The 26,411-nt window shown below is 60.8% G+C and carries 25 protein-coding genes; 12 read left to right on the plus strand and 13 right to left on the minus strand.

Annotation, left to right across the window (positions count from 1 at the left end; genetic code table 11):
• Window positions 1-2: 2 nt before the first annotated feature.
• A complete protein-coding gene (locus MF268_RS03875; RefSeq protein ID WP_238369601.1) occupies window positions 3-1,298 on the minus strand; it encodes a hydroxymethylglutaryl-CoA reductase, degradative in 1,296 nt (431 codons plus the stop codon).
• A 130-nt stretch (window positions 1,299-1,428) separates the two neighbouring features.
• Here MF268_RS03875 and MF268_RS03880 point away from each other — a divergent pair, with 130 nt between their 5' ends.
• The 9 genes from MF268_RS03880 (at window position 1,429) to MF268_RS03920 (ending at window position 11,687) form a co-directional block, all read left to right on the plus strand.
• Window positions 1,429-2,793: an aminotransferase-like domain-containing protein gene (locus MF268_RS03880; protein ID WP_238369602.1), complete on the plus strand. Its 1,365-nt coding sequence runs from the start codon at window positions 1,429-1,431 to the stop codon at window positions 2,791-2,793.
• Between the two features lie 75 nt (window positions 2,794-2,868).
• On the plus strand, window positions 2,869-3,984 hold the full coding sequence (locus MF268_RS03885; RefSeq protein ID WP_238369603.1) for an MHYT domain-containing protein: 1,116 nt from the start codon (window positions 2,869-2,871) through the stop codon (window positions 3,982-3,984).
• A 144-nt stretch (window positions 3,985-4,128) separates the two neighbouring features.
• Entirely contained in the window at window positions 4,129-4,983 is an 855-nt protein-coding gene (locus MF268_RS03890; RefSeq protein ID WP_238369604.1) for an FAD binding domain-containing protein, read from the plus strand.
• Window positions 4,984-4,996: 13 nt separating this feature from the next.
• A complete protein-coding gene (locus MF268_RS03895) occupies window positions 4,997-5,491 on the plus strand; it encodes a (2Fe-2S)-binding protein (protein ID WP_238369605.1) in 495 nt (164 codons plus the stop codon).
• On the plus strand, window positions 5,488-7,908 hold the full coding sequence (locus tag MF268_RS03900; RefSeq protein WP_238369606.1) for an aerobic carbon-monoxide dehydrogenase large subunit: 2,421 nt from the start codon (window positions 5,488-5,490) through the stop codon (window positions 7,906-7,908). The genes MF268_RS03895 and MF268_RS03900 overlap by 4 nt, the downstream gene beginning before the upstream one ends.
• A 112-nt stretch (window positions 7,909-8,020) precedes the next feature.
• Window positions 8,021-8,896, plus strand: a complete 876-nt coding sequence (locus tag MF268_RS03905; protein ID WP_238369607.1) for an AAA family ATPase — start codon at window positions 8,021-8,023, stop codon at window positions 8,894-8,896.
• Window positions 8,893-10,074, plus strand: coding sequence for a vWA domain-containing protein (locus MF268_RS03910; RefSeq protein ID WP_238369608.1), 1,182 nt, complete (start codon window positions 8,893-8,895; stop codon window positions 10,072-10,074). Before MF268_RS03905 ends, MF268_RS03910 begins: the two co-directional genes overlap by 4 nt.
• On the plus strand, window positions 10,071-10,877 hold the full coding sequence (locus MF268_RS03915; RefSeq protein WP_238369609.1) for an XdhC family protein: 807 nt from the start codon (window positions 10,071-10,073) through the stop codon (window positions 10,875-10,877). Before MF268_RS03910 ends, MF268_RS03915 begins: the two co-directional genes overlap by 4 nt.
• A 117-nt stretch (window positions 10,878-10,994) precedes the next feature.
• Window positions 10,995-11,687 carry a GntR family transcriptional regulator gene (locus tag MF268_RS03920; protein WP_238369610.1) on the plus strand — a complete coding sequence of 231 codons (693 nt, stop codon included), beginning with the start codon at window positions 10,995-10,997 and terminating at the stop codon, window positions 11,685-11,687.
• A gap of 31 nt (window positions 11,688-11,718) precedes the next feature.
• Here MF268_RS03920 and ygiD read toward each other — a convergent pair whose 3' ends face one another.
• Together ygiD and MF268_RS03930 are read right to left on the minus strand one after the other, a co-directional pair.
• Complete coding sequence (ygiD, locus tag MF268_RS03925; RefSeq protein ID WP_238369611.1) at window positions 11,719-12,543, minus strand: 4,5-DOPA-extradiol-dioxygenase; 825 nt, start codon at window positions 12,541-12,543, stop codon at window positions 11,719-11,721.
• Window positions 12,544-12,609: 66 nt separating this feature from the next.
• Window positions 12,610-13,032, minus strand: coding sequence for a DoxX family protein (locus MF268_RS03930; RefSeq protein ID WP_238369612.1), 423 nt, complete (start codon window positions 13,030-13,032; stop codon window positions 12,610-12,612).
• Window positions 13,033-13,195: 163 nt separating this feature from the next.
• On the opposite strand from MF268_RS03930, the gene MF268_RS03935 reads away from it, so the two are divergent.
• Entirely contained in the window at window positions 13,196-14,104 is a 909-nt protein-coding gene (locus MF268_RS03935; protein WP_238369613.1) for a LysR family transcriptional regulator, read from the plus strand.
• A gap of 9 nt (window positions 14,105-14,113) precedes the next feature.
• Here the strand turns inward: MF268_RS03935 and MF268_RS03940 are convergent, their stop codons facing one another.
• Genes MF268_RS03940 through MF268_RS03950 form a run of 3 tightly spaced genes read right to left on the minus strand, consistent with a single transcriptional unit; the run spans window position 14,114 to window position 17,224 of the window.
• Window positions 14,114-15,910, minus strand: a complete 1,797-nt coding sequence (locus tag MF268_RS03940) for a SulP family inorganic anion transporter (RefSeq protein ID WP_238369614.1) — start codon at window positions 15,908-15,910, stop codon at window positions 14,114-14,116.
• Window positions 15,911-15,913: 3 nt separating this feature from the next.
• Window positions 15,914-16,297, minus strand: a complete 384-nt coding sequence (locus MF268_RS03945) for a rhodanese-like domain-containing protein (protein WP_238369615.1) — start codon at window positions 16,295-16,297, stop codon at window positions 15,914-15,916.
• A gap of 9 nt (window positions 16,298-16,306) precedes the next feature.
• Window positions 16,307-17,224, minus strand: coding sequence for an MBL fold metallo-hydrolase (locus MF268_RS03950; RefSeq protein WP_238369616.1), 918 nt, complete (start codon window positions 17,222-17,224; stop codon window positions 16,307-16,309).
• 121 nt (window positions 17,225-17,345) lie between these two features.
• Between MF268_RS03950 and MF268_RS03955 the strand changes: the two genes are divergently transcribed.
• Window positions 17,346-17,657, plus strand: a complete 312-nt coding sequence (locus tag MF268_RS03955) for an ArsR/SmtB family transcription factor (RefSeq protein ID WP_238369617.1) — start codon at window positions 17,346-17,348, stop codon at window positions 17,655-17,657.
• Window positions 17,658-17,724: 67 nt separating this feature from the next.
• On the opposite strand, the gene MF268_RS03960 is transcribed toward MF268_RS03955, so the two are convergent.
• From MF268_RS03960 to MF268_RS03970, 3 genes are read right to left on the minus strand one after another with little or no spacing between them, the layout of a single operon-like run.
• A complete protein-coding gene (locus MF268_RS03960) occupies window positions 17,725-19,977 on the minus strand; it encodes a xanthine dehydrogenase family protein molybdopterin-binding subunit (protein WP_238369618.1) in 2,253 nt (750 codons plus the stop codon).
• Window positions 19,970-21,028, minus strand: a complete 1,059-nt coding sequence (locus MF268_RS03965) for an FAD binding domain-containing protein (RefSeq protein ID WP_238369619.1) — start codon at window positions 21,026-21,028, stop codon at window positions 19,970-19,972. The genes MF268_RS03960 and MF268_RS03965 overlap by 8 nt, the downstream gene beginning before the upstream one ends.
• On the minus strand, window positions 21,025-21,519 hold the full coding sequence (locus tag MF268_RS03970) for a (2Fe-2S)-binding protein (RefSeq protein WP_238369620.1): 495 nt from the start codon (window positions 21,517-21,519) through the stop codon (window positions 21,025-21,027). The genes MF268_RS03965 and MF268_RS03970 overlap by 4 nt, the downstream gene beginning before the upstream one ends.
• Before the next feature lie 169 nt (window positions 21,520-21,688).
• On the opposite strand from MF268_RS03970, the gene MF268_RS03975 reads away from it, so the two are divergent.
• Window positions 21,689-22,273, plus strand: coding sequence for a TetR/AcrR family transcriptional regulator (locus tag MF268_RS03975; protein ID WP_238369621.1), 585 nt, complete (start codon window positions 21,689-21,691; stop codon window positions 22,271-22,273).
• Between the two features lie 143 nt (window positions 22,274-22,416).
• Here MF268_RS03975 and MF268_RS03980 read toward each other — a convergent pair whose 3' ends face one another.
• The 4 genes from MF268_RS03980 to MF268_RS03995 are packed head-to-tail and all read right to left on the minus strand — an operon-like array spanning window position 22,417 to window position 26,406.
• Window positions 22,417-22,878: a flavodoxin domain-containing protein gene (locus MF268_RS03980; RefSeq protein ID WP_238369622.1), complete on the minus strand. Its 462-nt coding sequence runs from the start codon at window positions 22,876-22,878 to the stop codon at window positions 22,417-22,419.
• Window positions 22,875-24,158 carry an FAD-dependent oxidoreductase gene (locus MF268_RS03985; RefSeq protein ID WP_238369623.1) on the minus strand — a complete coding sequence of 428 codons (1,284 nt, stop codon included), beginning with the start codon at window positions 24,156-24,158 and terminating at the stop codon, window positions 22,875-22,877. Before MF268_RS03985 ends, MF268_RS03980 begins: the two co-directional genes overlap by 4 nt.
• A gap of 8 nt (window positions 24,159-24,166) precedes the next feature.
• Window positions 24,167-24,913 (minus strand): SDR family oxidoreductase, encoded by a 747-nt coding sequence (locus MF268_RS03990; RefSeq protein WP_238369624.1) that lies wholly within the window; start codon window positions 24,911-24,913, stop codon window positions 24,167-24,169.
• Window positions 24,910-26,406 carry an aldehyde dehydrogenase gene (locus tag MF268_RS03995; protein ID WP_238369625.1) on the minus strand — a complete coding sequence of 499 codons (1,497 nt, stop codon included), beginning with the start codon at window positions 26,404-26,406 and terminating at the stop codon, window positions 24,910-24,912. The genes MF268_RS03990 and MF268_RS03995 overlap by 4 nt, the downstream gene beginning before the upstream one ends.
• Window positions 26,407-26,411: the final 5 nt, after the last annotated feature.

The raw sequence follows: 26,411 nt of genomic DNA on the forward strand, positions 1-26,411 counted from the left end.
GGTCAGAGACCAGCCAGAATTTCCTTTGCCGCGTCGACACTCACATGTCCTTTCAACGCGATCTGCTTTGCGACGATCTCGATCTGCGGGCCGGTGGCTCCGGCCAGAATGGCGATGTTGCGGGCATGAAGCGCCATATGGCCTTTCTGGATGCCTTCCGTCGCCAGCGCGCGCAGCGCCGCCATGTTCTGGGCAAGCCCGACGGCAACCGTGACTTCCGCCAGTTCCTGAGCGGTCTCTACACCCAGCACTCGCAGCGCGGCCTGCGCCGCGGGGTGCGTCTTGGTCGCACCGCCGACAAGCCCAAGCGCCATCGGCATTTCGATGGTACCGTTCAGGTTGCCATCTGCGCTTTTTTCCCACGTCGTCAACGAGGTATACTGGCCCGAGTGTGCAGCCCAGGCGTGGGCACCCGCCTCAATCGCACGCCAGTCATTACCCGTGGCCACAACAACCGGGTCGATCCCGTTCATCACGCCCTTGTTATGCGTTGCGGCGCGGTAGGGGTCGATCAGCGCCAGCGCACAGGCTTCGACCATGCCGTCGATCACGTCGGCCCCGTCCATCGACTTGGTGGTCAGCGATTCCGGCGTCAGAGTCACATGCGCCCGCGCCAGCCGTTTATCCGCAAGGTTCGACAGGATCCGCAGGCGGGTATGCCCGCCGGTAATCTCGGCGACGCGCGGTGCAATCGTTTCGGCCATCGAGTTGACGGTATTCGCGCCCATCGCGTCCCGCACATCGACAAGGATATGCAGCACGGCCATCGGCCCGGCCGGAGAGGTCTCGAACACGTGAACCTCGATCCCGATGCAGCCGCCGCCCAGCGAAACAAGCACCTTGTCGCGCGCGTTGCACATCTCTTTCAGCTCGGCTTCGGCTGCCAGCAATCGATGCCGCGCGCCGTTCGGATCGCTGAGGCCCACCACCTGGATCTGCGCCCGCATGACAGGCTGGTCGGACGAGGTCTTGAACCCACCCACATCGCGCGCAATCTTCGCCATGTAAGAGGCCGCCGCGACCACCGAAGGCTCTTCCACGGCCATCGGGATCAGGTAATCCTTGCCGTTGATGGTAAAGTTCGAAGCCACCGCCAGCGGCAGCTCGAACTTGCCGATGACGTTTTCGATCATGCCATTGGCCAGCGACATCGGCAGCACGTCATGGCCAGCCAGAACCGTCTTGTCGTCGGCGTCCAGACCGACCGCCTGCGCCAGCACGTCCAGCCGCGCCTCCGGTTCAAGGTTGCGCAGGCTTTCCAGCCGCGAGTTTACCCGCGTCGGTGTTTCTTTAGACATAGATATGAACTTTCCTCAGTCTCCCGGCGATCTTGTAACGCGCGGATGACGGGACGGCACAGGTACAGTTGAATAAAACAGTGGCTCACTGTACTGCTCATCTTTAGGGTACAGTTCATGGGTGTTAGCGGTGACCAAAACCGACGAGCTGGTAGAGAGAATTGCCAGAAACATCGCCACCGGAAGGCTGTCGCCCGGTGACAAGCTTCTGTCGATCCGCGCCGCCGCGCAGGAGTTCGAGGTTTCCAAGAACACCGTTATAGACGCCTATGACCGGCTTGTTGCCCGCGGGCAGATCGTGGCACGGCAAGGTTCGGGCTTTACCGTGGCCATGCCCGCCCGTCCCATCGGCAGCGACGAAGCTCCTCGCCACCTTGTTGAGGCCGTTGACAGCGTGTCCCTGCTGCGCGCCCAGCTCGATCAGAATTACGCAGTGCGCATCGGCGACGGACGACCGCCGTCTTCTTGGATGGTCGGTCTTGCCATCCGCACCCCGCTCGACAAGCTGAATGAGGCCGGCTCGAACGCCTCCGGCTATGGCTCGCATATGGGACACCAGCACCTGCGAGACCTCATCGCCGCGCAGCACCAGCTTGACGGGATCGCCATCGGAGCCGACCAGATCGTGACGACATTCGGCGGCAATCATGGGCTAGATCTGATTATCCGCCGCTACCTGCAACCGGGCGACACCGTGCTGGTCGACGACCCCGGATATTACCCTCTCTTCGCCAAACTGCGATTTTCACAGGTGCGCTACGTCGGGGTCAGTCGCGGACCAAACGGCCCCGATCTCGATCACCTGCGCGAACTGGCCGCGCTGCACCGGCCAAAGCTCTACTTCACCCAGTCGCTCTCGCAGAACCCGACCGGTTCTTCGATGGACCTGCCCACCGCGCATGGCGTGCTGACGCTGGCCGAAATGTCGGATTTCATGGTGGTGGATGACGATCCCTTTGTCGATCTGCCCGACCCCGACGGGGTACGGCTCGCCGCGCTCGGCGGGTTCGACCGGGTCATCTTTGTCGGCACTTTTTCCAAGACGCTCTCGGCCAGTTTCCGTATCGGCTATATCATTGCCCGACGCGAGATCACCGAGGAACTGGCCGAACTCAAAATGATCACCACGGTCAATTCCTCGCGCTTTGCCGAGATGATCGTCGCCGACATGATCCAGAGCCGACGCTATGCCCGCCATCTCAAGAAACTTTCCAAACGCTTGCAAAAAGCCGTTGGCAAGCTTCAGTCGGACATGGGAGCGCTTGGCCTGAAACTGCGGGTGACGCCGGGCCCAGGCTACTATGCATGGCTCGACCTGCCGGACGGGGTCAGCGATACGGATCTTGCTCACCGGGCCGCACGAGACGGCATATTCCTCGCGCCATCGACTTTCTTCGCGGCGGATTCCGGCCAGAAAACCGCGGGTCTGCGGCTGAACATCACCCGTACGGACGATGACCGTTTCCTGACCTTCATGCGTCGCGAAATCGGCTGATGTCCTGACGGTAAATCGGGAAAGCCCCTCGCAGGCGCGTTGCAATAATGAATGAACCTACAGTAGGCTCCGCGCATGGAGTTGCTTGAGGTTGATCACAACGCAGGCCTCGTCTTTGCGTCTTTCCTCGTGGCACTGGTCTCGGGGTTCACCGGACTTACCCTGACCAAGGACCTGTCCAGACAGTCTTTTTCAAAGCGCAAGGTTTCTGTCGCGATGGCGGCCGTCGCGCTTGGCGGTGGCATCTGGTCCATGCATTTCGTCGCCATGCTTGGCCTGCAATTGCCGATCCGGTTCTTTTACGATTCCGCCGTCACGCTCGCCTCGGCGCTTTTGGCAATCCTCATCGTTGGCGCAGCGCTCTGCCTGCTGCATTTCGTGCAACGTTCCGCGCTCACAGTTACGCTCGCCGGAGCCATCGTCGCGATTGGAATACTGTCGATGCACTACCTGGGCATGGCCGGACTGCAATTGTGTCAGGCGCTTTACACACCGCTCGGTATCACGCTTGCGGTCATTTCGGCGCTTGGCCTCTGCATCGCGGCCTTTTGGATCGCGTATGGCCATCGCTCCAATCGCAACATCCTTCTCGGTACGCTCTGTTTCGGTCTGGCCGTCTTTGCGGTTCATTTCGTCGCCATCGCTGGAACAAGCTTTGCGCCGGTCCCGACATTTCGCGAACTAGGCCCGATCATGAGCAACGAGGTGCTCGCGCTCGGCGTGATCCTGTCCAGCTTCCTGATCTTCGGCGCCTTTCTGTGGATGAGCGTGACTTTCCTCGTCACCCAGCCCGCGAGGAAACCGCAGGATCCCGAGGCATTTATCGACAATGCGGAACCTGTCGCCGAACAGGCACCTGCCCCGGTCCGGGTGCCCTGCAAGAAAGACGGCAACACGCTGTTGATTGATCCCAAACAGATCGCCTTTGTCCGCGCCGAAGGCCACTATACTCACGTCTACACCGACGGCGCGCACCATTTCTGCCAATGGCCGATCACTGAGGCGACACGCAGGCTCGAGCCATTCGGGTTCATGAAAGTTCACCGAAGCTATCTCATCAATCCATCCCATATTCTCAATTTTGAACGTCTCAAGGACAATGGCCAGTGCCGCTTTGCCGGTGAGGGACTGCCGCCGGTGCCAGTCAGCAGATCGAATCTCAAGGCCGTTCGCGATGCCCTTGGTCTCTGACCCAGGGGTGAATTCGCATTTCGCGCTAAAACAGATGCATTTCGTGAAAAACACCTTGTTTTTCATTTAATTTCCCAAGCGAAGAGCTGCGGCTTCGCTCACCTTCCGGATGCGAGATGATTTGCAAGGCGGGGAGGCAAGGCAATGATACCAGCAGCTTTCGATTATTATCGTCCCAAGGACATGGCAGGGGTTCTGGCCCTGCTACAGGAACATGGCGACGATGCGCGGGTGATGGCGGGCGGCCATAGTCTCATTCCGATGATGAAACTGCGCATGGCCGAGGTGCCGCACCTGATCGACCTTCAGGATGTGCCGGGCATGTCGGAAATATCGATCGGCGATGGCAAGATCCGTATCGGCGCACTCGTGACCCAGCATGACATCATCGCGCATGAAGGGCTGGCGCAATCGGCCCCGATCCTGCGCGAAGCCGCGATGCAGATCGCCGATCCGCAGGTCCGCTACATGGGCACCGTCGGGGGCAACCTCGCCAATGGCGATCCGGGCAACGACATGCCCGGCCTTATGCAGTGCCTCGATGCGCAGTTCACCCTTGTCGGGGCGGACGGCGAACGCAGCGTGGCGGCACGTGAATTCTACGAAGCCGCCTATATGACTGCCCGCGCGGATGACGAAGTGCTCACCGAAATCACTCTCGCTACGCCAAACGGCGGCTATGCCTACGAGAAACAGAAACGCAAGATCGGCGATTACGCGACGGCCGCCGCCGCTGTGCAGATCACGCGAGACGGCAGCAGATGCGCCTCGGCCTCGATCGCGATGACCAACCTCAGCGATGTTCCGGTGTGGTCTCAATCGGCCGGTTCCGCGCTGGTCGACACCGAGGTCGGCAGTGACGCGATCAAGGCCGCCGTCGCCTACATGCTCGACGAAATCGACCCGACCGAAGACAACCGCGGCCCGGTGGCCTTCAAACGCCACGTGGCGGGCGCGATACTGACCCGCGCAATCCAACGCGCCTGGTCGCGCGCATAAGGGAGGAACCGAGATGCCAGAGAAACTGCATATCAAGCTGAACGTGAACGGTAAGTCGGAGGAATTCCTCGCCGAGCCGCGCGAATTGCTCATCCACACATTGCGCGAACGGCTGCGCGTCACCGGCCCGCATATCGGCTGCGACAGTTCCCATTGTGGCGCCTGCACCGTGACCCTGAACGGCAAGTCGGTGAAATCCTGCACCATGTTCATCGGTCAGGCGAACGGGGCCGAGATCACGACCATCGAAGGGCTGGGCACACCCGACGCACTGCATGTGCTGCAGGAAAGCTTTCGCGAACATCACGGGCTGCAATGCGGCTTTTGCACGCCGGGCATGATCACCCGCGCCGCCAAGCTGCTCGAGGAAAACCCAAGCCCGAGCGAGGAGGAAGTCCGTTTCGGCATGGCTGGCAACATCTGCCGCTGCACTGGCTATCAGAACATCGTGAAATCCATTCTCGCTGCGGCGAGTGAGATGAACGCAGCCAAGGAGGCCGCAGAATGAAGGACGATGTCGAACTCACCCGCGAAGACCGTGTCGCCAATCTCAAGGGCATGGGCTGCGCCCGCAAACGCGTCGAGGATGCGCGTTTCACCCAAGGCAAGGGCAACTACATCGACGACATCAATCTGCCCGGCATGTTGCACGGCGATTTCGTCCGCTCGCCTTATGCCCATGCCAAGGTGCTATCGATCAATACCGAGGCCGCGATGGCGCTCGACGGTGTGATCGCGGTTTTGACTGCCAAGGATCTGGAACCACTCAGCCTGCACTGGATGCCGACGCTTGCGGGCGACAAGCAGATGGTGCTGGCCGATGGCAAGGTGCTGTTCCAGGGACAAGAGGTCGCCTTTGTCGTCGCGACCGACCGCTATATCGCGGCGGATGCCGTGGAACTGGTCGAGGTCGAATACGAAGATCTCCCCGTTATCACCGACCCCTTCGAGGCGCTGAAATCCGATATCGTCCTGCGCGAAGACCTTGCGGGCCAGACCTCGGGCGCACATGGGCCGCGCAAGCATCACAACCACATCTTCACATGGGAGGTCGGCGACGAAGAGGCGACGAACCAGGTCATGGATGAGGCCGAGGTCGTGGCCGAGGAAACCATGTACTACCACCGTACCCATCCCTGTCCGCTGGAAACCTGTGGCTCGGTCGCCAGCATGGACAAGGTCAATGGCAAGCTCACGGTTTACGGCACCTTTCAGGCGCCACATGTCGTGCGCACCGTCGCCTCGCTGCTCTCGGGGATCGAAGAGCACAACATCCGCGTGATTTCTCCGGACATTGGCGGCGGTTTCGGCAACAAGGTCGGCGTCTATCCGGGCTATGTCTGCTCTATCGTTGCCTCCATCGTGACCGGTGTGCCCGTCAAATGGGTCGAGGATCGGATGGAAAACCTGATGTCCACCGCCTTCGCCCGCGACTACTGGATGAAGGGGCGGATCAGTGCGACCAAGGACGGCAAAATCACCGGCCTCCATTGCCATGTCACCGCCGACCACGGCGCCTTCGACGCCTGCGCGGACCCGACCAAATTCCCCGCCGGTTTCATGAGCGTCTGCACCGGCTCCTACGACATTCCCGTCGCTTACCTTGGCGTCGATGGTGTCTATACCAACAAGGCGCCGGGCGGCGTGTCCTATCGCTGCTCCTTCCGCGTGACCGAGGCGGTCTATTTCATCGAACGCATGATCGAAGTGCTCGCGATCGAGCTGAACATGGACGCCGCCGAGTTGCGCCGCATCAACTTTATCGGCAAGGACCAGTTCCCCTATCAGTCGGCGCTGGGCTGGGAATATGACAGCGGCGATTATCACACGGCTTGGGACAAGGCGCTGAAAGCCGTCGATTATGAAGGCCTGCGCCGCGAACAGTCGGAAAGGGTCACTGCCTTCAAACAGGGCGAGACCCGCTCGCTCATGGGGATCGGTCTGGCCTTCTTTACCGAGATCGTCGGGGCGGGTCCGGTCAAGAACTGCGACATCCTTGGCATGGGCATGTTCGACAGTTGCGAAATCCGCATCCATCCCACCGGCAGCGCCATCGCGCGGCTCGGCACGATCAGTCAGGGGCAGGGGCACGCAACGACATTCGCGCAGATCCTCGCCTCGGAAATCGGCATTCCCGCCGACAGCATCACGATCGAAGAAGGCGACACCGACACCGCGCCCTATGGCCTAGGTACCTATGGCTCGCGTTCGACCCCGGTCGCCGGGGCGGCGACAGCGATGGCCGGGCGCAAGATCCGCGCCAAAGCGCAGATGATCGCGGCCTACCTGCTCGAAGTGCATGACGATGACGTGGAATTCGACGTCGACCGCTTCGTGGTCAAGGGCGCGCCCGAGCGCTTCAAGACCATGGCAGAGGTGGCCTATGCCGCCTATAATCAGGCCATTCCGGGCATCGAGCCGGGGCTCGAGGCGGTCAGCTATTATGACCCGCCCAACATGACCTATCCCTTCGGCGCCTATGTCTGCGTGATGGACATCGACGTCGATACCGGCGTGCCGACGATCCGCCGTTTCTACGCGCTGGACGATTGCGGCACCCGCATCAACCCGATGGTGATCGAAGGCCAGATCCACGGCGGCTTGACCGAGGCGCTGGCGGTCGCGCTGGGACAGGAAATCGCCTATGACGATATGGGAAACGTCAAAACCGGCACGTTGATGGATTTCTTCCTGCCCACCGCGTGGGAAGTGCCGAACTACGAAACTGATCACACCGTCACCCCCAGTCCGCATCACCCGATAGGCGCCAAGGGCGTTGGCGAAAGCCCGCATGTGGGCGGCGTGCCTTGCTTCTCGAATGCGGTGATGGATGCCTTCCGCGCCTTTGGCCTGCGGCATAGCAACATGCCGCACGATCACTGGCGCATCTGGCAGACGGCCCAGGATCTGGGACTGCACAAGTAAAGTTGGGACGCGCGGTTATGGGGGATCGCGCAAACCGCAGGGGGGCCGTCACATCTACAGGTAGGGTCACGGCCCCCCGATCAAACGAAACGCGGCTGCAAAAGGCAAAGGAATGGATTGGAGCGAACTTCAGCACAGGATGGCACAGCAGGGCTATGTCGCGGCTGATGATCTTTCCGTGGCTCTGCATCTGGCGTTGTCGCTGCAACGCCCGATCCTGCTCGAAGGAGCGGCGGGCGTTGGAAAGACCGAAGTTGCCAGAGTGCTGGCCGATGTGCTCAATACCCGGCTGATCCGTCTTCAATGCTACGAAGGCTTGGACGCCGCGCAGGCGATCTATGAGTGGAACTACCAACGCCAGCTTCTGTCGATACGCGCAGCCTCGGGGTCGGGCGAAAGCGGCGCCCAGATTGAAGACAGGCTTTTCACCGAGGAATTCCTTTTGGAACGTCCTCTGCTCGCCGCGATCCGTCAGGAAAAATCACCGGTTCTGCTGATCGATGAAATCGACCGGGCAGACGAGGAATTCGAAGCCTACCTGCTTGAAATGCTAGCCGATTTCCAGATTACCGTTCCCGAACTTGGCACCATCACTGCAATCACGCGCCCCGTTGTAATCCTGACGTCGAATGGCACGCGCGACCTGTCGGACGCGCTGCGTCGGCGCTGTCTTTACACCTATGTCGACTATCCCGACGCTGTCGCAGAATTCGAAATCTTGCGCAGTCGTCTGCCCATGGTAGAGGCCCATCTCGCAGACCAGATCATCGGTTTCGTGCGCAAGCTGCGCGAGGAAGAGCTGGAGAAGACACCGGGCGTCGCCGAGATGCTGGATTTCGCCGCAGCCTTGATGGGGCTCGGCGTGGCGGATCTTACCAATGATCCGGCAGTTCTCCAGAACACTCTGACAACTTTGCTCAAAACCCAATCCGATCAGGCAGCGATCACGACCGAGGTCGCACAGCGTCTGGCAGGGCGCGCCGCATGAGTCGGGTCACCCGATTTGCTGGCCGCGACCCCGGCCCGGTTTCGCGGGTCCGCGGGTTTGTTGCGCATCTGCGCGAAAACGGATTGCGCCTTGGCGTTGCCGAGGCGGAACTTGCCCTTACGGCCTTGACCCATGTCCGTGCGGCGCATCCGGATGAAAACCGGCTGGCGCTGAAAGCGGTCTGTACGGGGTGCAAAAATGAAGCCGATCGATTTGACGAGCTATTCGATGCCTACTGGCTGAACGGCGGCCGTGTTAAGCGCAAGGTCACGCCAACCTTGTCGCGGCGGATGAACAGGGATGTGCATTCCTCTCGCCCGGCCTCAATCGGGTCAAGCGCTGGATCGGGCACACCCGATGCGCCCGGGGATCGCGGTGGCGAGACCGCCGGGCAGGGCACAGGCAAGCTGATCGCCAGCGATGTCACCAACAGGATGCGCAAGGATCTGCGTGAACTTGTGACCCGGGCCGAGATCGAAGAAGCTACCCGCGTTGCCGAACGCTTGGGTGCGGCGATGCGGGATCGGCGGTCGCGCCGCCGCAAGGCAGCCAATCGCGGCAGCCGGTTGCATTTCCGAAAGCTCATTCGGCTCAGCCTTGCCACCGGTGGAGAGCCGGTCGTTCTGCCGCGCAAGGCCCGCCCTGACCGCAGCCGCAGGATTATCGCGCTATGTGACGTCTCCGGCTCGATGAGCATTTATTCGAAAGTGTACCTCGCTTTTCTCGCCGGTCTGATGCGCGCTGACCCGCGAGCGGACGCCTATCTGTTCCACACAAGACTGGTTCGCATCACCGAGGCCCTGCGCGACAAGGACGCCCTGCGCGCGCTTGCGCGCATGTCGTTGATGGCTGATGGCTTTGCGGGCGGCTCGCGCATTGGGGCGAGTATCGGGGAGTTCGCCAAGGGGCCAGCAAGGCGCATCGTTGACGGACGGACTGTCGTGCTGATTTTGTCCGATGGCTACGACACGGAACCGCCCGAGATGCTGAGCGAAGCGCTCGCCCGTCTGCGCAAGCGCGGCGGCAGCGTGATCTGGCTGAACCCGCTGAAAGGCTGGGAGAGCTATGCGCCGACCGCGCAAAGCATGCGCGCCGCCCTGCCGTATCTTGATCTCTTTCGCGCGGCAAACACGCTGGCCGATCTGGTCAACCTTGAAGGGGACCTTGCACGGATATGATCCCGACACCGGTGATGGACGAAGAAATGACACGAGCGATGTACGGCTTGTGTACGGATAATGTACCGTTTGTGATCGCTACAATTGTCCGGACGTCGGGCCCCACCGCCGCCAAGCCCGGCGCCCGGGCGCTGCTGCGTCAGGACGGCTCGATCCTGCACGGATTTCTCGGAGGCGGGTGCATTCGCGGTGCGGTGCGCGAAGCCGCGCTGCGCGCCCTGAGCGAGGGACGCCCGCATCTTGTTTCCATTGCGCCCGACGCCGTTTTGAAAAACGAGGGGCATGTCGCGGGGGAAAGCGCCGATGGTATCAGCTACGCCCGAAATGGCTGCCCCTCGGAAGGCTTTATCGAGATATTCGTCGAACCCTGCATGCCGCAACCCGAACTTGTGATCTTTGGAACCTCGCCCGTCGCAACGGCGCTTGCCGATCTGGCCGGAGGGTTCGACTGGACGGTCCGTGCTGTCACGCCCGACGCGCCGCTGGTCTCCTCGTCGAACAACCGTCGCGCCATTGTCATCGCTACGCAAGGACAGGGCGATATGCAGGCATTGGAACAGGCGTTGGGCACCCAATCCGAGCATATTTCCTTTGTGGGCAGCCACCGCAAGTTTGCATCGCTCGCCACGCGCCTCGAAGCGCAGGGTATAGCACGCGCAAAGATCGACGCGGTCCGCGCTCCGGCCGGGCTGGACATCGGAGCTGTGACGGCACGAGAGATCGCGCTGGCAATTCTTGCGGAACTGGTTCAGATTCGTCGTGCACCGGGAAATCGAATGGACGGGGTCGAAAAGACTACATAGTCAATGCCGCAACGTGCATACGTTACCCATCGTCAAGCAGGATGATCTGTCAAACTGCAAACCGCGCACCAGCTGTTTCCAGTTTCCTTGGCGCGGCGGTGAAGGTATTTGTTAGATATGAAAATAATTCGCTTCGATACTGACGAACGTCAGGGTGATACGATCGGTGATACGGCTTATCGCCGGATACGCTCGGATATCATTCATGGCCGGTTGGTCCCGGATGAAAAACTGAAACTGGAGCGCATGAAGGAGGTCTACCGCGCAAGTGTGACCACCCTGCGCGAGATATTGAACCGTCTGGCAGTGGAAGAACTAGTCTCGGCGGAAGGGCAGCGCGGCTTTCGTGTGGCACCGATCAACGAGGCCGAGCTTCACGACCTCGCGCGGATGCGCACGTTGCTCGAAACTCACGCATTGAGAGAGTCGATTGTGAGCGGAGACGTCGAGTGGGAAGCTGGTATCGTCGCAGCCCAGTACAAGCTTTCCTCCGTCGAGCGCGATTTGATAGAGGGAGAGGCCCCCGGTGACCTGAATTGGGTCTCATTCGACTGGGGTTTTCACTATGCGATGATGTCTGCCTGCGGTCAGAGAGTGCTGATGCGCACGTATTCCTCGATCTACGACAGGCTTGCGCGCTACCACATGCTCGCGCTTCCTTTCCGTGGAGAAACGGTCGTGGAAGAGCACGAAAGACTGCGAGATCTTGTGATCGGCCGAAAAGCAGATGACGCTGTCGAGTTGTTGACAAGACACGTTCAGGGTGGTGTCGACTACATCATGCAGTCCGGGCGTTTCAGCGTCGCCTGACACGTTCTTGTCTGCCGTTCACGCGCGGTGATCAAGCCGCGTGGAACAGGAACGATCGCATCGATACGGACCCGAGGTCGATGGAGTCGGTCATGAATGTCAGCGAATCTCGGTCGTCGGATGCACCAGCCACCGTCAGGGCCGGAAGGTAGTGATCGACCGACGGGTGGGCCATGGTCAAAAGCGAACCAAGTCCCTTGCGATCAGACAGCGTGTCAAAATCGCGCTGGGCAAGGCGATCCGCAAACAGGCTGTCGAATTCGAGCGCGAAATCCTGCGGTCTGCCGCCGGGGCGCATGGCGCGAAGGTTGTGCACGACGTTGCCCGAGCCAAGGATCAGCACACCACGATCCCGCAGCGACGACAGCAATTGGCCGATCTCAAGCTGGTAGTCGAGGTCCTTCGACATGTCGATGGAGAGCTGAAATACCGGGACGTCCGCGTCCGGGAACAGGAACTTGAGGACGGTCCATGCGCCGTGATCCAGCCCCCAAGTGTCATCGGTTTCCGCGTGATGGCTGGCCAGCAGCGCGGCAACTTCACGGGCCAGTTTTGGATTGCCCTTTGCCTCGTATTGCTGATCGTAAAGGGCGTCTGGGAAGCCGTAGAAATCATGGATCGTGCTCGGCATCGCAGAGACATCCACGAGGGTGGTGTTCCTTGTCATCCAGTGGGCAGAGACGACCAGTATCGCCTGCGGACGGGGAAGGGTCTTGCCGATCTCGATCCATGCTCTGCTGAATTTGGTGTTCTCGATGGCGTTCATCGGGCTGCCATGCCCAAGAAAGAGAACCGGCATTCTGTCGGAAAGGGAGAGCCGTTCGGAAAGGTCGTTCATTGTTTGCCTAGTGCTCATTTTCTTGTCCCCTTGGCTGTGCGGGACCGCGGTTGCGCAGCCCCGATATTCCATTTTGTGGTATTCTCAGGCGAACTGGCCCAGTGCCTTGTCGAGCGCCGGGACGCGCATGGCATAGGCCCCGCTGCCCAAAAGTGCCACGGCAACCTGTGCCACGGTCCAGAACAACGGGTATTCCCAGCCGCCGCCTTCGCTCGAAAAGCTCCAGCCATTACCGGAATGCGCCCAAGTCGCTCCCAGCAACACAGGGATAAGGGCGAGCGATACGACTCGTGTGCCGATCCCTAGGATCAGCGCAGCCCCGCCCGCCAGTTCGGCGAAGATCGTGAGGTGGGCAAGGAAGCCGGGCAGCCCGAGGCTTTCAAAATATCCGACCGTACCGGCGACTGTGAACACGAGCACTTTCATCAAGCCGTGGGCAACAAAGAGAATGCCGGTGCTGACGCGCAGTGCGAAGGCGGCGAAATCCGCCGAAGTCTGAGAATTCATATGTCTTCTCCTGATCTTGGCTCGGCCTCCGCCGGAGCCGGTTTGAGTTTTTTCGCCAGCCCATCGGCTGTCTGTTCTGAACAGGATTTAAGACTTGAGCGCTTTCAATGAAATGGCGAATTTAGTGAATGACTATCCATGAACCATTCTTAAAATGCGTGGTATGGATCTTGTAGATGAATTGCGGGCCTTTGTTGCGACAGCGCAAACCGGTTCCTTTACCGCTGCGGCCGATCAACTGGGCGTATCGAACCGGCTGACATCGAAATATGTCGCCGAGCTGGAACAACGTCTTGGCGTGCGGCTGCTGCAACGTACGACGCGGAAAGTCGGGTTGACGCCGGACGGAGAAACCCTGCTCGCGCGGGCGCCGGCCTTGCTTGATGATCTCGACGACCTGCTGGCAGAGGTGACGGAAGAATCGAGGGGGCTTTCGGGTACAATCCGGATTTCGGCACCTGTCACGCTGGGCGAAGTCTATATCAGTGACATGCTGGGTCGGTTCGCCCGAGCGAACGCGGGCCTGACGCTGGATCTACGGCTTGGCGATCAATTCGTTGATCTTGCGTCCGAGGGGATTGATCTTGCGTTTCGGCTGGGACGTTCCGACATGCTGTCTCTCAAAGCGCGCAAGCTCGCGTCATTTTCCAGTATCCTCGTGGCCAGCCCCGGTTACCTCCAAAAGCATGACGCACCTCAGAGACCCGAGGATCTTGTTGGACACAACTGCATCATCGACACGAATAGGCGAAACCCGCGTCGCTGGACCTTTCGCCGGGGCGCAGATGAGTACGTGGCGAGCGTGCGCGGGCAGTTCATGGTCAATTCCGCGCAGGCGGCAGCGGGGTTGGCACGCGATGGTATGGGCATCGCCTACATTCCGCGATTCGCGCTCATCGATGCTGTCGAACGAGGTGATCTGGTGCATCTGTTGCCGGACTATGACGGCGAAACTGGTGTCTTGAACGCGGTTTATCTTGAAGGGCGTACTTTGCCCCGGAAGGTGCGCATGCTGATCGACTTTGCCGCCGCAGACATCCGCTCGGCCGACCAGTTCTTTGGCGCTGATTGACACCGATCTTTACCGGGCTTGCCGGAGGGGACGTTCAGGCGAGGGGCGTGAGGCATCGATGTCGGGCATTTGCGAGCGGTCGGCGCTATCGGTGACTTCCGGGGCCAGCTTGGCCATCGCTTCGTGATGCGACAGGAAGATATTGCCTGTCAGGTCGTCGATGAGCGCGGAGCGGGCGAGCCTGTCCATCACCGGGCCTTTGACTTCGGACAGGTGCAGGTCAATCTTCTGGTCCGCAAGCCGGTGGATGATAAGTTCAAGGCTTTCCAGCGCACTGGCGTCAATCGAATTGACGGCGACGAGGTTCAGCACGAGGTGACGCAGATTGGGGCGCTCGGCGACGGCGCGCTGGATAATGTCCTCGACGGCACGGGCATTGCCGAACCATAGGCTTTCGTCGATCCGCAGGGACAGAACCGTGTCTGCACAAGCCACGTCATGGCGCAGGATATTGCGGTAATGCCGGGTGCCGGGGACCTGTCCGATTTCAGCGACGTGCGGGCGGGCAGAGCGCCAGAGGTGCAGCAGGAGTGAAAGCCCGACGCCGGTGATGATGCCCGCCTCAACCCCGACGGCGAGCGTCACGAGGATGGTGCCGAGCATCGCGGCGAAGTCGAAGGGCGAATAGCGAAGTGTTCGTCGCAGCGTGCCCAGATCGACGAGGCTGAGCACGGCCACAATGATGGTCGCCGCGAGAACTGCGGTAGGTAGATGCTTCAGCAGGGGCGTCAGGAAAAGCGAGGCCAGCGCGATGCCGATGGCAGTAAAAGCGCCTGCCGCGGGCGTTTCTGCTCCGGCATCAAAATTCACGACCGAGCGGGCAAATCCACCGGTAACAGGGTAGCCGCCGGAAAAAGCCGAAGCGAGGTTCGAGACACCCAGTCCGATCAGTTCCTGATCGGGTCGAATGGACTGACGGCGCTTGGCCGCGAGCGTTTGGGCCACCGAAACGGATTCGACGAAGCCGATGACGGATATCAGAAACGCGGCCGGTAGAAGATCACGCCACAAAGTCGCGTCGAACAGTGGCAGGCTCAGGTTCGGGAGGCCTTGCGGGATGTCCCCGACAACCGAAACACCGCGTTCTTCCAGACCCAGCAGAACGACGGCCAGAATGGACACCACGATGGCAAGAACCGGCCCCGTCCTCGCAAGCAGGGCTGCGGCACTCGTCGGCAAGCCACTTCTTTCCAGCAGAGGTTTCAGCGACGAACGCGACCAGAACAGGAAACCGGTGGCAAGTGCGCCGATGGCGAGTGTTGGAATGTTCGTGTTGCCGATATTTCCGCCAAGGGAGGCGGCCAGTTCCAGCAGGTTGTGGCCTCCCGCGTCAATCCCGAGGATATGACGCAGTTGGCTGGCCGCGATCAGGATGCCGGAAGCGGTAATGAACCCCGAAATGACCGGGTGCGACAGCAGGTTGGCCACAAAGCCAAGCCGGAAAATTCCCATGGCAAGGAGCATCAGGCCCGACAGGGTCGCAAGGACGATGGCCGCGGCGATATAGCGCTCGCTCCCCGGTGGGGCGACAGCTCCGGCCGCTGTCGCCGTGAGCAGCGAAACTACCGCTACGGGCCCGACGGCGAGCGTTCGGCTGGTTCCGAAAATAGCATAGGCGACCAAGGGCAGGATCGAAGCGTAAAGCCCGACGACGGGCGGAAGCCCCGCAAGCATGGCATAGGCCAGCGATTGCGGGATCAGCATGACCGTCACGATGACGGCGGCAAGCCCGTCGTTGTAAAAGCTCTGTCTCGTATACTGGCTTCCCCATTCGAAAACCGGCAGATAGGTCGCCAGGCGTCTCATTGCTTACTTTTCCACCGGCAGGCCTGCTGATTTCCAGCCGGCGATGCCGCCCTGAATGACCTTGGCGTCATAGCCCATGTCGCGCAGGGTGTCGGCGGCAAGGGCGGCGCGGCCACCAGCGGCGCAGAGCACCAGTATCGGCGCGCTACCACGACGGTCGACCAGCCCCGCCTCGGCCGTATCCAGACTGGAGTCCGCCCGGGTTTCGAGAATGCCGCGCGGCACGTTCAAAGCGCCGGCGATGCTGCCAACCGTTTCGAGCTCCCCGGGTTCCCGGACATCGAGGATGAGTCCGCCGCCAGCGGCCATCGTGTTGGCTTCGTCAGGGCTTATGGTTTCGACGCGTGTGTTGGCGTCGGCAACAAGATCTTTCATCGTGCGTGTCATGCTATGCTCCTAGAATTTGTTTGTTGGCAATTTAAGATAGGAATGGCCGTCATCCTCGGCAGGGGGCAGACGTCCGCCGCGCAAATTGATCTGGAGGGCAGCCAGAATGCGGTCGGGCAGGGCAAGCGTCGCATCGCGATCGTTGCGTCGTTTGATCCATTCTTCGCGCGACGTCCCGTCGCGGACGTGCTCGTTACTCGTCTTGTGCTCGGCGACTGTGGCTTCCCACATGGGTTCGTCCCGGTCCTTGGTGCCATAATCATGTCCGACAAAAAGCCGGGTATCCGCAGGCAGAGACAGGATTTCCTGGATCGAATCCCAAAGTTCCTCGGTGCTTCCGCCGGGGAAATCGGCGCGCGACGTCCCCACATCCGGTTGCATGAGCGTATCATGCGTGAAAGCGGCGTCGCCGCAGACATAGGTGATCGAGCCAAGCGTGTGTCCGGGCGACAGGATCACGCCAAGTTCCAGATTGCCGAGAGGGATTTTGTCGCCCGCTGCAAGCAGCCTGTCGAAGTCGCGACCGGGATCAAATGCATCGGGCAAGTTGTAGATTTTCGACCAGATGGCTGCAATGTCGGGCAGCTTGGACCCGATCGCATTGGGTGCGCCGGTGCGCTCCTTCAAGTGCGCCGAGGCCATCACGTGGTCCGCGTGCGGATGGGTGTCGAGCACCCATTCGACCGTCAGGCCGTTCTCGGCGACCAGATCAAGAACCTGATCCATGCTTTCACTCGAGAAACGATAGTTCTTTGGGTCGAAATTCCACACGATATCAATCAGCGCCGCCTTCTTCGTGGCGGGATCCGCGCAGATATACTGAATTGAGCCGGTATCTGGTTCGTAAATGCCCCAGACATCCGGGCTTGCCGGACCTTTGGACGCCGATTTGCGTACGATCCGCTGTTTGAGTTTCGAAGTGCTCATTCTGGTTCTCCGTTCCGGTAGGAAAGTTCGAACACGCCGGGCTTGCATCACCTTGCGCAACTGTCATATATTAGCAATATCTAAATAAGGCAATGGTAATGTAATGGCGAATGGAAAAGAAATGTCAGTTGCCGCTCTTCAAGAGATGGCCGAGCATGTCGCCTCGCGCCTGTCTCTTGTTTCCAATGCCAAGCGGCTGTTGATCCTGTGCGAATTGGTCGAGGGAGAAAAGTCGGTGGGAATGCTGCAATCGGCGGTTGGGATAAGTCAATCTGCCCTGAGCCAGCATCTCGCAAGGCTGCGCGAAGCCGGGATGGTCGGCACGCGCCGAGAGGGGCAGACGATCTATTACAGCATAACGGACCCTGATCTCGATGTGCTCATGACCGCGCTTTACGACGCTTTCTGCCGGGATGCGGGACCCGCAGTATAAATCAAAAAAATGCGCGCCACCCGTAAAGGCAGCGCGTAATTTTCTTACAGAACCAGCTTGGTGCCGGTCAGGAAAGCAATGCGTCTATGTGGATAGGATAAGAACTGATCCTTTTTCCGGTCGCGTGCCAGACCGCGTTGGCGATTGCGCCGACGCTACCCGTGATGCCGATTTCGCCGACCCCCTTGATGCCAAGCGCGTTGACATAGGGATCGTCCTCATCCACGAGCAACGCCTCGACATGCGGGGCGTCGGCATTCACAGGCACGTGGTAGCCAGCGAGATCCGCGTTCAGCGGGCGACCCGAGCGCAGATCGTGAATGCCTTCCTCGTGCAGGGCGAAGCCGATACCCCAAATCATCCCACCGGTAAGCTGGCTCTTGGCAAGGTGCGGGTTGATGATCCGTCCGGCTGCAAAGGCGCCGATCAATCGCGACACGCGGATCTGGAACAGGTCTGGATCAATCTTGACCTCGGCAAAGACGGCACCGTGCGAAAACATCGCCCGCGCCTCTGTGTTAGCTGGATCGCGTCCGCCGGAGCCCATCGCATCTATCCTTTCCAACCCGGCGCGTTCAAGAATGTCGGCGTAGCTTTCGCTGCGACTTTCGTCATCAGCGCGGAATAATCGGCCCTCGCGGGCCTCGACGCCTGTATTCCCAGCGCCGAACAAAGGGGATTCCGGGTCGGCGGTGGCCAGATCGGCAAGCTTTTGCACCGCGTTGCTGCCCGCCTCGAACAGCGCACCCCCGGCCGAAGCGGTATGGCCCGAGCCGCCAGCGACGCCAGCGTCGGGCTGATCGGTGGTGCCGGACATGAACTCGATCCTGTCGACCGGCAGCCCCACGCCGTCCGCCGCGATCTGGGCAAGAGCGGTCCAGGCGCCTTGCCCCATATCCGCGCCGGAGGTTTCAACAAGAGCCGTTCCGTCCCGCCTAAGTGTCGCGCGGGCTTGTGCGGCGAACATCGGCGCTGGGAAAAGGGCGCTCCCCATGCCCCAGCCGACGAGCATGCCGTTTTCATCCCGCATCTGTCCCGGCGCCAGAGGGCGATCCGACCATCCGAACTTCTGCGCTGCAAGCTCATAACACTCTCGCAGGGACTTGGCCGAGAACGGCTTGCCACTTGCAGGGTCGGTTTCGGCATAGTTGCGCAGCCGGAATTCCAGCGGGTCCATGCCGACGGCTTCCGCTGCCTTGTCAATTGCGATTTCCAGCGCTGCGGAACCGGAGGCTTCGCCCGGCGCGCGCATTGGGCCAGGCGTGCCGGTGTCGACCCTGACGGCTGAGTGCCGAGCAACGATTGCAGGGCTGGCGTACATGTTCAGCGATGCGTTTCCCGCGCCTTCGATGAAGTCATCAAAGCTGCTTGTGGATGCGGTGGCTTCGTGTTCAAGCGCCTTGATCAGGCCGTTACCATCCGTGCCAATCCGCAGTTTCTGGCGGGTCGCGCCGCGATGTTGCACGGGGCCGAACATCTGGTCCCGGCGAAGCACCAGTTTCACTGGTCGGTCCACCATCCGAGCGGCCATGATCGCCAGGATTTGCGGGCCAACAAGAATGGCTTTAGACCCAAAGCCCCCGCCAATGAACGGACTGCGCAACGTGACATTCTCTGGCGGAATACCGAAATACCCTGCGAAGGCGCCTCTCGCTAAATGGATGGCTTGGTTCGGCGTGTCGATCGTCAGGTGATCGCCGCTCCACTCGGCAACAATTGCGTGGGGTTCCATCGCGTTATGATATTGAGCGGGCGTGTCGACCGAGGCGCCAATCCGATGTTCGGAATTGGAAAAGCCAGTGTCGAAATCGCCCTTGCTGAAGGACGGATTGCCCCCGATGCCAACGGCGGGTGGATCATACGCCTCGCCATTTTCGAATCCGATACGTGCGGGGTCGGTATCATATTCTGGGGCGAGCAGACGGGCACCTTCGGTCGCGGCCTCGAGAGTTTCAGCCACGACGAGCGCTATCGGCTGGCCCGCGTAACGGACAGTATTGTCCTGCAGTGCTTCGATCCGCCATGAAAACGGGTGCGACTTTCCATCGGGGTCGAGGTGCAGTGCCGGACGATTGTCGGGCGTAATGACTTCGATCACTTCGGGGTGCGATTTTGCGGCTTCGACATTCAGCGAAACCACCCGACCACGGGCAATGCCAGCGGAAGCAAAAACCGCGTGGGCAAGCCTGTCGGGGCGATTGTCGGCGGCGTAGGTGGCTGTGCCGGTGACCTTGGCAATCCCATCGCGACGGGTCATCGGCTGGCCGGAATTCGACCCGAGGCGGACATGGCCCGCAGGTGTCTGAAGTGTGTCAGGCATTGGCGGTGGCTCCTTCGGAAGACATGAAAACAGAAGCGGGCAGGGCAGGAACGCGGTCCGGCGTGCCCTTGGCGGCAAGGGTCAGAGCGCGCGTCAGTACGCGCGTTGCCAGCGTGATCTTGAATGCGTTATCGCCAGAGGGTGACGCTTCTTTCAAAGCGATTCCAGCGGCCTCGGCAAAGACTTCGGCTTCGGCCTTCTTACCCTTCAGAAACGTCTCGGCATCGGTCGCGTGCCAAGGCCGGGCGGCAACAGCGCCAAGGGCGATGCGGGCCTCGGTTATCGTTCCCTGTTCCATGCTCAGCATGGCCGCGGCTGAAACCAGGGCAAAGGCAAAGGAGGTCCGCTCGCGCAGTTTCAGGTAGCGCGAATGGCCTGCGAATGACGTAGCCTCTGCAGGCAGGCGCAGAGCGGTGATCATTTCGCCGTGCTTGAGAGCAATCCCACCTGCGCTCTCTGAGCCGGGCAATTCGTGCAGCGCCGCGAGGTCAATTTCGCGGCTGCCATCCGGCCCTTCGATCTCGACGATTGCGCCCAAGGCCGCAAGCGGAACACAGAAATCCGAGGGGTGCGTTGCGATGCAGGAGGGCGTCCAGCCCAGCACTGCATGAGAGCGATTATGGCCCTCAAGCGCGTCGCATCCTGAACCTGGCGCGCGTCGGTTGCAACGGCTAAGCGGATCCTGAAAATAGGCACAGCGCGTTTCTTGCATGAGATTCCCGCCAACCGTCGCCGCGTTCCTGAGCTGCGGCGACGCGCCGGATAGCAGGGCCTCTGAAATGGCGGGAAAGGCAGCCGAAAAGGCCGTGTTACGGGCCAGTTCCGCGTTGCGCACCATGGCTCCGATCCGGACTGACGCGTCTTCAAGCCAGTCGATCCGGTCAAGTCCCGGCAACCGCGTGATGTCGATGACCTTGTCGGGCGCGGCGACGCCGATCTTCATCAGGTCCAGCAGATTTGTGCCCCCGGCAAGATAGGCCGCACCCGGCTCGGAGGCGGCGGCAACAGCCTCGGCGACCGAGCCAGGGCGGATATAGTCAAAACGGTTCATACGCTGGTTCCTTCGCTTTCGGATTGTCGGCGCTCGGCGTCCAGAACGGCGGCGGTGATTCCGGGATAGGCTGCGCAACGGCAGATATTGCCGCTCATGCCTTCGCGGATCCGCTCAGGGTCGGCACCTGCGTCTCCTTCCGAAAGAAGACCCACGGCGCTCATGATCTGGCCCGTGGTGCAGTAGCCGCATTGAAAGCCGTCATGTTCTATAAAGGCGGCCTGCACGGGGTGCAGCGTGTCGCCCTGTGCAAGACCTTCGATCGTTGTAACGTCTGTGCCATCGACGCTTGCGGCGAGTGTCAGGCAGGCATTGATCCGCTTGCCGTCGAGCAGAACGGTGCAGGCACCGCACTGGCCGCGATCGCAGCCTTTCTTGGTGCCGGTCAGTCCGATATGTTCGCGTAAGAGGTCAAGCAGGGTGGTCCGGGTGTCTTCCAATGGCACGTTCAGGCTTTCGCCATTCACGCTGAGGCTTATGGAAAGGGTCATGGTCCCTCCAATGTTGGATTTATTTGCGGGTATTTAGCGGGAGCTCTTTCGCCCGAGGTCCGATAGGTGCAATCTTCGGTACGGGCCTGTGGTCCGCTGAAACATATATACGGAGGCATCCTCCGTTTAGCAAGTGGAAAGGTGACCCAAAGGCATCATGGGCGGAGAAGTGCAGAAAACAGGTAAAAAACCGCGCGCGGATTCGATCCGGAACCGCGAACGTCTGCTCGAAGCGGCCCGCGATGTTTTTTCGGCAGGCGGGCCGGGGGCTAGCCTTGAAGCGGTCGCCCGTCGGGCCGAGGTTGGCATAGGAACGCTCTACCGGCACTTCCCGACCCGCGAGGCGCTCTTTCAGGCGGTCTACAGCCGCGAAGTGGACGAGATGGTCGCGCTTGCGGGTGAACTTGCCAATGATCCTGACCCGGTCGCGGCCCTACGCAAGTGGATGCATGCCAGTATCCGCATGGTTGCGACAAAACGGGGGATGCTCAACGCGCTTACCCCGACGCTCGACAGCTCATCGGATTTCTATGCGGATGTTTCCGCGCGCCTGCTTTCGTCGATAGACACGCTCATGCAGCGGGGCGTCGCGGAAGGCCGGTTGCGCAATGACATCACGTCAGAAGAGTTGATGCGGGCGTTTCTGGGGATCTGCTACACGCGGGAGCAGGAGGGCTGGCAGCAGACGGTTATTCGCCTGCTCGACGTGTTTATCGACGGGCTGGTCGTGCCGGGCCAGCATTCTCGCGACTGATCGTATCGGATCAGAAACCGCCGTTCACGCGGATGACTTACCTTGATCACTGGTTTGTCGAATGCCGGATTTCCGGCATTCGGGTGTTGGACTGAGAGAGCAGAGGCGGCGGCAGGCGCAGGCCTGCCCACATCCCGATGCGCTCAAGCTGCGTCAGACATTGCCTCGGCTTCGGCGACACGTTCGGCGAACCACGGGAAAGCAACATCCTCCGCGAGATCGTCGCCTTGGGCGTCATGGATCACGCGCGGGCCGACCTGCTTTGCATTGTGCTTGACCAGCATGTCAGCCAGTTGTTCCGAACCGTGCCCAAAGGTTTCGTAGTCGCTGTCGCCCAGCCCGAAAATCGCAAAGCTGAGCCCCGCCAGATCGGTGTCCGACCCCTCAAGCTTTTCAGCAAAGGGCTTGGCTGACGCGGGAAGCTCGCCATCGCCATAGCTGGAACTGACGAAGACATGGAACACGGACAAATCCAGATCCGCCGGGTCGACCTCGGCAAGGTTCATTATTTCCAGTTCGTGATCGTCACCGAACTCGCTTTCGAGGTCTTCGCAGAGCATTTCGGAATTACCGGTTTCGGTACCGTAGAGGATATTGATCTTCATTGTGTCGTCTCCGTCACGTTCAAAGCCAGTTTCAGCATGTCCCGCCGGGTGCGCAGCTTGTTGCGCAGGCGACCCTCAGTGCAGGACGCGCGTTCATGTTCGTCGATCCGCTGCCATGCGGCATAATCCGTAAGATGATCAAACCGGGCGAACAAGGCTTCGCGCCCGGGCGCGTCGCTCTCGGGCATGGTCGCGAGGTCTTGCGCAATCGCTGCGGCCACAATCTGCGAGTCGCTGCGGTTGTCCGGAATGGTTCCCTGCGGCCCGCGACGGAACCATCCGGCGGCGTAAAGCCCGTCACCCAGCCGTCCGTTGTCCAGGTCGGCCGCGCTTTCGATCAGGTCCATGCGTCCAAGACGCTGGTCATCGCTGAACCCGACAGCGGTCACGGCCATGTCGCAGGGAAGTTCGAGTGTTTCGGACCCGTCGGCCCGCGCGATATGCAGGGCGTTCAGTTTACCGTCAGCCCCGATAAAGCTGACCGGCGACCAGCCAAAGCGGAACGAGATCGTGCAACGTTTTGCGTCAGGTTCGATTTCTGCGAGTCCATTCAGTGCGGCGATCTTGGGGTTTTCACTGTCGGAAGCTGCGTCAAAATCGAGATCGTGGATCTCAAACTTCAATCCTGCGCTCTTGCCGATTTCCTTGACCATGACCGGGTCAAACTTTGCCATACCGGCAGGCGAGCGACCGATTACCTCGATCCGTTCAACTTTTGCCGCGGCTATACTTTCGGCGTGATGCGACCCGAAATCCGACCCCTCGTATTCATGGTCCTGTTTGGAGAGTATCCGCAGTACGTCCATCGCGACATTGCCGTTGCCGATGATCGCAACCTGTTTGCCGGGGGCGGGCAGCTCTGAGTCCTTGCTATCGGGATGATCGTTCCACGCGCGAGTCAGGACGCCAGAACCAACGACGCCCTGCAGGTCTTCGCCCGCGATGCCCAGTTTACGGTCTGACGAAAGCCCGGTGGCCAGCACGACGACATCGTAAATCGCACGCAAATCATCCAGCGAAATGTCACCACCATGCGCGTCGGTACAGATATCGAGATTGCCGATGAAATTGACACCCTGCCGTTCAAACAGGCGGGCGAACTGGCGCGAGACCGCCTTGGTCCCCTGATGATCGGGCGCAACGCCATAGCGGACAAGACCAAAGGGCACGGGCAGACGGTCGATGATGTCGATCTCGACCGTCGCGTCCTGCTTCAGAAGCGCCTGAGCTAGATAACATCCCGACGGGCCAGCGCCGATGATGGCAATTTTGCGTGTCATGCGCTCTCCTAGTTGAAAACGAAGCCGTGATCCACGGGCAGGACCTGACCGGTTAGTGTGATTGCCGCCTTGGTCAAAAGGTAAGCGGCCACGTCCGCGACTTCCTCGGTGCCCTGCGGGCCGGGGACGGCGCGTTGGGTTTCATAGAGTCTATGCCGCGCTTCGGGCACGTACTCCGTGCTTGGGGTCGTCAGTATCCCTGGCGCGATTGCCGTGACGCCGATGCCGTCCGGGCCAAGTTCCCGCGCTAACCCGCGGGTCATGGCCATGACCGCGCCTTTGGATGAAATATAGCTCATCAGGTTCGGCGCGCCCCAAAGCGCGGTATCCGAGGCGAGATTGACGATCCGGCCCGACCCGGAGGACCGCAGGGCAGGTGTCAAGGCCCGGATCGCGAGCCAGGTGCCGCGCACGTTGACAGTCATGACCTTGTCCCAGCTTTCGATCTCGATGTCTTCGAAACCGATGCCGCCAATACCGGTGGCGATGGCGCCGTTATTGACCAGCCCATGGACCGGGCCGCTGATCGATGCCCCGAAAGCCGCAATGGAATCCGGGTCGGACAGGTCCATCAGCTTGCTTTCAAACGTCGCGCCCGTTTCGCGCACCGCCGCCATGGTGGGTTCAAGGCTTTCGTCGCTCAGATCCGACAGGATCAGCTCAGCCCCGGCAGAGGCGCAGGCCAATGCAATGGTTTTGCCAAGACCGCCACCGGCACCGGTGACAACGACACGGCGACCTTCCAAAGAACTCATCGTGTTACTCCTGCCCAAGGATGGGGTTGGCCCGTAAGATCACAATAGATGCCTTTCTGCCGCTGCCAGACCCGCAGGCCTTCGCGGCCTTTCTCGCGCCCGATCCCGGATGCGCCGTCGCCGCCAAAGGGCGTCGAAATTGAGAACTGCTTGTAGGTGTTGATCCAGACGGTGCCTGCCCGGATTGCTCCTCCGATCCGCCATGCGCGAGGGAAGTCGCGGGTCCAGATGCCACAGGCGAGACCGTATTCATTGTCATTGCCCTGTGCGATCACGTCCTCTTCGCTGTCGAAGGGGAGGACGACGAGAACCGGACCGAATATCTCTTCGCGGCAGGTCTTGGCATCGTTCGGCAGGCCCGTGATGATCGTCGGTTCAAGATAGGCGCCTTTGTCATATTCCGCGCCAGACAGGCGTTTGCCGCCGCACAGGATCTCGCCGCCTTCTTCCCTTGCGCCTTCAATATATGCCTCGACCGCCTCACGGTGTTCGTGGTTGATCAGTGGCGCAACCTGTGTCCCGTCGGCAAAGGGATCACCGACGCGCAGAGCTTTTGTTGCCTCCACCAGTTTCGCGACGAACGCGTCATAGATCGAGCGCTGCACGAAAAGCCGTGAACCGGCGATGCAGCTTTGTCCCGAGGAAGAGAAAATACCAAAGAGAATGCCCGCAATGGCAAGATCCTGATCGGCGTCCTCGAAGACTATGGTGGGCGATTTGCCACCGAGTTCCAGAGAGATCGGCATCAGCTTGCGCCCGGCTTGTTCGCCTAGACGGCGGCCGGTGTCGGTGCCGCCGGTAAAGGCGATGCGACCGATCTCGGCATGTTCGACGATCAGGTTGCCAATCTCGCGGCCCGCGCCGGGCAGGACCGACAGCAACCCCTTGGGCAGCCCGGCCTCATCGACGATCCGCGCCAGTTCGAGCGCGACGAGCGGCGACCAGCTTGATGGTTTCAGAACAACCGCATTGCCTGCGGCAAGGGCGGGGGCCAGCTTTTGCGCATCCGAGGCGATCGGGGAATTCCACGGGGTGATCGCACCGACGACGCCAATGGGTTCATGTACCGAAGCGGTCAGGAAACCGCCGCGCCGGGTCGTTAATGCGTCATCAGAGGTTTCCAGCACGGCGGCGAAATAGCGGAACGTACCGACGGCCGAGGCAGCTAGGGCCGCCGTTTCGGTCAGCGTCTTGCCGGTATCGCGCGATTGCAGCCGCGAGATGCGAGAGATATTCGCCTCGATCCTATCCGCGATGCGGTGCAGGATCTTTGCGCGCTCATGGGGCAGCATGTCGCGCCATGCCGGGTCGGCCTGTGCGGCCTTTGCCCGTTCGATAGCGCGCTCGCCGTCTTCCCGCGACGCGCCGTTGAACGTCATGTTCTCGGAGCCGTCATGGGAAAAAACCGAGGTGATCGGCGCGCCGTGGCCTTCTTCCCAGACCCCGCCAACAAACAGGCGTCCATCAGGCAGTTCGTTCGTCATATCTTTCATATCGT

Source organism: Heliomarina baculiformis (assembly GCF_019966545.1).
GTDB classification, from domain to species: Bacteria; Pseudomonadota; Alphaproteobacteria; order Rhodobacterales; family Rhodobacteraceae; genus Heliomarina; species Heliomarina baculiformis.

What these genes read in the sequence shown, in the direction of transcription:
- MF268_RS03875 (WP_238369601.1), bottom strand. Translation starts at nt 1,298, where the DNA reads ATGTCTAAAGAAACACCGACGCGGGTAAACTCGCGGCTGGAAAGCCTG.
- MF268_RS03990 (WP_238369624.1), bottom strand. Translation starts at nt 24,913, where the DNA reads ATGAGTTCTTTGGAAGGTCGCCGTGTCGTTGTCACCGGTGCCGGTGGC.
- MF268_RS03900 (WP_238369606.1), top strand. Translation starts at nt 5,488, where the DNA reads ATGAAGGACGATGTCGAACTCACCCGCGAAGACCGTGTCGCCAATCTC.
- MF268_RS03890 (WP_238369604.1), top strand. Translation starts at nt 4,129, where the DNA reads ATGATACCAGCAGCTTTCGATTATTATCGTCCCAAGGACATGGCAGGG.
- MF268_RS03955 (WP_238369617.1), top strand. Translation starts at nt 17,346, where the DNA reads ATGTCAGTTGCCGCTCTTCAAGAGATGGCCGAGCATGTCGCCTCGCGC.
- MF268_RS03940 (WP_238369614.1), bottom strand. Translation starts at nt 15,910, where the DNA reads ATGAGACGCCTGGCGACCTATCTGCCGGTTTTCGAATGGGGAAGCCAG.
- MF268_RS03935 (WP_238369613.1), top strand. Translation starts at nt 13,196, where the DNA reads ATGGATCTTGTAGATGAATTGCGGGCCTTTGTTGCGACAGCGCAAACC.
- MF268_RS03980 (WP_238369622.1), bottom strand. Translation starts at nt 22,878, where the DNA reads ATGAAGATCAATATCCTCTACGGTACCGAAACCGGTAATTCCGAAATG.
- MF268_RS03910 (WP_238369608.1), top strand. Translation starts at nt 8,893, where the DNA reads ATGAGTCGGGTCACCCGATTTGCTGGCCGCGACCCCGGCCCGGTTTCG.
- MF268_RS03960 (WP_238369618.1), bottom strand. Translation starts at nt 19,977, where the DNA reads ATGCCTGACACACTTCAGACACCTGCGGGCCATGTCCGCCTCGGGTCG.
- MF268_RS03920 (WP_238369610.1), top strand. Translation starts at nt 10,995, where the DNA reads ATGAAAATAATTCGCTTCGATACTGACGAACGTCAGGGTGATACGATC.
- MF268_RS03930 (WP_238369612.1), bottom strand. Translation starts at nt 13,032, where the DNA reads ATGAATTCTCAGACTTCGGCGGATTTCGCCGCCTTCGCACTGCGCGTC.
- MF268_RS03965 (WP_238369619.1), bottom strand. Translation starts at nt 21,028, where the DNA reads ATGAACCGTTTTGACTATATCCGCCCTGGCTCGGTCGCCGAGGCTGTT.
- MF268_RS03945 (WP_238369615.1), bottom strand. Translation starts at nt 16,297, where the DNA reads ATGACACGCACGATGAAAGATCTTGTTGCCGACGCCAACACACGCGTC.
- MF268_RS03985 (WP_238369623.1), bottom strand. Translation starts at nt 24,158, where the DNA reads ATGACACGCAAAATTGCCATCATCGGCGCTGGCCCGTCGGGATGTTAT.
- ygiD (WP_238369611.1), bottom strand. Translation starts at nt 12,543, where the DNA reads ATGAGCACTAGGCAAACAATGAACGACCTTTCCGAACGGCTCTCCCTT.
- MF268_RS03915 (WP_238369609.1), top strand. Translation starts at nt 10,071, where the DNA reads ATGATCCCGACACCGGTGATGGACGAAGAAATGACACGAGCGATGTAC.
- MF268_RS03905 (WP_238369607.1), top strand. Translation starts at nt 8,021, where the DNA reads ATGGATTGGAGCGAACTTCAGCACAGGATGGCACAGCAGGGCTATGTC.
- MF268_RS03970 (WP_238369620.1), bottom strand. Translation starts at nt 21,519, where the DNA reads ATGACCCTTTCCATAAGCCTCAGCGTGAATGGCGAAAGCCTGAACGTG.
- MF268_RS03950 (WP_238369616.1), bottom strand. Translation starts at nt 17,224, where the DNA reads ATGAGCACTTCGAAACTCAAACAGCGGATCGTACGCAAATCGGCGTCC.
- MF268_RS03895 (WP_238369605.1), top strand. Translation starts at nt 4,997, where the DNA reads ATGCCAGAGAAACTGCATATCAAGCTGAACGTGAACGGTAAGTCGGAG.
- MF268_RS03995 (WP_238369625.1), bottom strand. Translation starts at nt 26,406, where the DNA reads ATGAAAGATATGACGAACGAACTGCCTGATGGACGCCTGTTTGTTGGC.
- MF268_RS03885 (WP_238369603.1), top strand. Translation starts at nt 2,869, where the DNA reads ATGGAGTTGCTTGAGGTTGATCACAACGCAGGCCTCGTCTTTGCGTCT.